At 68.1% G+C, this 4015-nt stretch carries 1 protein-coding gene; it reads left to right on the top strand.

Annotation, left to right across the window (positions count from 1 at the left end):
• Positions 1–21: 21 nt before the first annotated feature.
• A partial coding sequence (locus tag FKP22_RS23230) for an SDR family NAD(P)-dependent oxidoreductase (RefSeq protein ID WP_170201033.1) occupies positions 22–4015 on the top strand: 3994 nt, incomplete at its 3' end.

The raw sequence follows: 4015 nt of genomic DNA, 5'->3' as shown, positions 1-4015 counted from the left end.
TTGGCCGACTGGCCTGCACCGGTGCGTGAAGTGGCCGGTATCCAGAGGGTAGGCAAACGCATCGCCGGCATCTCGTCGTTTGGTGCGGGCGGGGCCAACGCGCATGTGGTCATCGAGGAATACAGCGCGCCGCCAACGCAAGACACCCCAAGCGGACCGGCCCTCATCGTGCTGTCGGCCAGAAGCGAAGACCGGCTCCAGGAACAAGTCCGGCAACTGCGCGATGCCATCGAAGTCGACGCGGCCATCCACCTTACCGACCTGGCCTACACGCTGCAGGTCGGGCGAGAGGCGATGGAGGAGCGGCTGGGGCTGGTCGTCAGTTCAGTGGAAGAGCTGAAACAAAAACTGAGCGAGCACCTTGAAGGAAGAGACGTTGACGAGCTGTACCGGGGCCAGGTCAAGCGCAACAAGGAAGCATTGGCCGCGCTGACGGGCGACGAGGACACGGCCGCCATGGCAGAGGCCTGGATTGCCAAAGGAAAGTTCGGCAAGTTGCTGGACCTGTGGGTCAAGGGCATGGCCGTGGACTGGCAGCGGCTGTACGGCGGCCGGAGGCCCCAACGCATCAGCCTGCCCACCTACCCGTTTGCGCGTGAGCGCTACTGGGTGCAGACCAGCGCAACGCAGCCCACAGCGACCACGGCAACAACGGCGAGCCTGCACCCGCTGGTGCACCGCAACACCTCGGACGTGGACGGCCTGCGCTTCAGCACCCAGTTGAGCGGCGAAGAATTCTTCCTGGCCGACCATGTGGTGCGAGGCGAGCGCGTGTTGCCCGGTGTGGCGCAGCTGGAGATGGCGCGCACGGCAGCCCGCCAGGTGCTGGGGCACGAGGTCGTTGCGCTGAGTGGCGTGGTGTGGATGCGCCCGGTGGTCGTGGCCAGCGAAGGGCTGAGCCTGCACATCGCGCTGGATCCGGAAGACGACGGGGCCCTCGGCTTCGAGATCTACAGCGAGGACGATGAGGGCGAGGTCCGGGTCTACAGCCAGGGCCGAGCCCGCGAACTGGTGCCGGCCAGCGCGCAGGCGCATGACCTGCAAGCATTGCGCGCGTTGTGCCAGCAAACGCAGCTGACAGCAGCGCAGTGCTACGCCCGCTTCGAGCAGCTGGGCCTGCACTACGGCCCGGCGTTCCAGGGCTTGCGCGAAGTCTTGGTCGGGCAGGACCGGCTGCTGGCGCGCATCAGCTTGCCGGATGGGGCGCCACAGGACGGCTACCAACTGCACCCCAGCCTGCTGGACGCGGCCTTGCAGGCCACGCTGGGCTTGCAGGCGGAGAACGCGCCGCTGAGCCTGCCGTTTGCGCTGGGGGCGCTGGAAGTGCTGGCGCCGTGCACGGCGGAGATGTGGGCGGTCGTGCGCAGAAGTGCCGGGAGCAGCGCAGGCGACGCGGTGCAGCGGCTGGACGTTGAGCTGTGCGACGAGCACGGCCAGGTCTGCGTGCGCTTGGGGCAGTTCAGCTTGCGGTCCGTGAACGACGGGAAGACCCTTGCAACCGAGCAGGCCGCACACGAAACCGATCTGTTGTTGGCACCCGTCTGGCAAGTGGTGAACCCGCCGGCGCCTGCGAACCAAGCCTCCACCACCGAACGCGTGTTGATCCTGGGTGGCCCGCCCGCTCGGCGGCAAGCAGTGCTGAGCCAGTTCCCCGCTGCGGCCTTGCTTGCATTGCCGCCAGCCGCGCAAATCGCCGAGATCGAACAAGGCCTGCGCCAGCACGGCGAGTTCGATCACCTCGTCTGGATCGCCGACAGCGGCGAGCCCGAGTCGGATCAGCAGGACGACGAGGGCTTGATCGCATTGCAGCAACAAGGTGTGGTGCTGGGCTTCCGCCTGGTCAAGGCCTTGCTGGCACTTGGTTTGGACAAACGCCCGCTGAACTGGACGGTGTTGACGGTCCGCACCCAGGCCGTCCACCTGTCCGATGCGGTGCTGCCAGCGCATGCCGGCGTGCATGGCTTCGTGGGGGCGGCGGCCAAGGAATTCCGGCGCTGGCAATTCCGCCTGCTGGACCTGGACGGCGCACAAGCCTGGCCGCTCGACCAACTCTTCCAGCTGCCTTTCGACCCGCAGGGCGACGCGCTGGCTTGGCGCTCCGGCCAATGGTTCCGCCAGGCCCTGCTGCCCGTCGACATCGCGTCGGCGGCCCGGCACGAAACCCTGTACCGGCGCGGCGGCGTCTACGTGGTGATCGGCGGCGCGGGCGGCATTGGCCAGGCCTGGAGCGGGCACATGATCCGCGCCCACCAGGCGAACATCGTCTGGATCGGCAGGCGCCCGCTGGACGAGGCCATTGCGCAGGCCCAGGAGCGGCTGGCCGCCTTCGGGCCCAGGCCCGAGTACATCGCGGCCGATGCGACCGACCTGCAGGCGCTGGTGCGCGCCCGCGAGCAGATCCTGGCGCGCCACCCGGCGATCCATGGCGTGATGCATGCCGCCATCGCGCTGCTGGACAAGAGCCTGGCGCAGATGGACGAGGACCGCCTGCTTGCGGGCCTGGCGGCCAAGGTGGATGTCAGCGTGCGCATGTGCCAGGTGTTCGGTGCGCTGCCGCTGGACTTCATGCTGTTCTGCTCCTCGCTGCTTAGCTTCATGAAGGCGGCCGGGCAGAGCAACTACGCGGCCGGCTGCACCTTCAAGGACGCCTACGCGCTGCAATTGGCGCAGCGCCTGCCGTACCCCGTCAAGGTCATGAACTGGGGTTACTGGGGCAGCGTCGGCGTGGTCGCCTCGCAGGCTTACCGCGAGCGCATGGCGCAGCTGGGCTTTGGCTCCATCGAAGCGGAAGAAGGCATGCTGGCCATCGAACGCCTGCTGGCGGCGCCCATGCCCCAGCTGGGCTTTCTCAAGGTCGCACCGGCAGGGGCCAAAGGCGGCTTGTTCGACCTGGTCGGCGATGCGCGTGTGCATGTGGATGCCCCGCGATTCGGGTCTCTGGCGCATGAGATCGCCAGCCGCCCGGCGAGCAGGGCATTCCCCATCGATGCAGGCCGCCTCACGCAACACAAGCGCGAGATCGATCGCCTGTCGCTGGCGATCTTGCGCGGCGAACTGCAGGCGCTGGGTTGGACTGGCGAGGCCGCGGTGCCTGGCCTGCGCCCGGGCCACGCGCGCTGGCTGGCCCACAGCCGGCAATGGCTGGCGGCGTCGGCAGATGAAACGACTTCGCTCGCCCAGGCCTGGGCCGCATGGCAGCAGCGCAAGACCGCATGGCTGGACGACGCCGACCTGCGCGCGCAGGTGCAGCTGGTCGATGCGATGCTGGGTCAGTTGCCAGCCATCCTGCAGGGCCGCGTGCAGGCCACCAGCGTGATGTTCCCGGGCTCTTCGATGCACCTCGTCGAAGGTGTCTACCAGGGCAATGCCGTGGCGGACCATTTCAACGACGTGCTCTGCGACACCGTGGTCGCATTTGTCGCCGAACGCGTGCGGCAGGACCCTGAAGCCCGCATCCGCATCCTCGAGATCGGCGCCGGCACCGGCGGCACCAGCGCCCGCGTGCTGGCACGGCTCAAGCCCTTTGCGTCGCACATGGCGGCCTACGCCTACACCGACCTGTCGCGTGCCTTCCTGCTGCACGCAGAGCGGAAATACGGACCCGACCACCCCTACCTCGATTACCGGCTGTTCGACGTTGGCTGCCCGTTGGCCGGGCAGGGCGTCGAGGCCGGCAGCTACGACTTGGCGATTGCCACCAACGTGCTGCATGCGACCCGCGACATCCGCGAGAGCCTGCGCAACGCGAAGGCGCTGCTGCGCCCGAACGGCCTGCTGGTGCTCAATGAGTTGAGCCGTTGCGAGCTGTGGACCCACCTGACCTTCGGCCTGCTGGACGGCTGGTGGCTGTACGAGGACGAGGCGCTGCGCATCCCCAGCAGCCCCAGCCTCGCGCCGGAGCGCTGGGACACGGTGCTGCGCGAGGAAGGCTATCGCCATGTCCTCTTCCCGGCCGCGGCCCAACACGCGCTCGGCCAGCAGGTGGTCGTCGCCGAGAGTGATGGCGTGACTGTGC

This window comes from Ideonella azotifigens (genome assembly GCF_006519715.1).
Lineage (GTDB): Bacteria > Pseudomonadota > Gammaproteobacteria > Burkholderiales > Burkholderiaceae_C > Ideonella > Ideonella azotifigens.
This window is presented reverse-complemented; position numbering and strand designations above follow the sequence as displayed.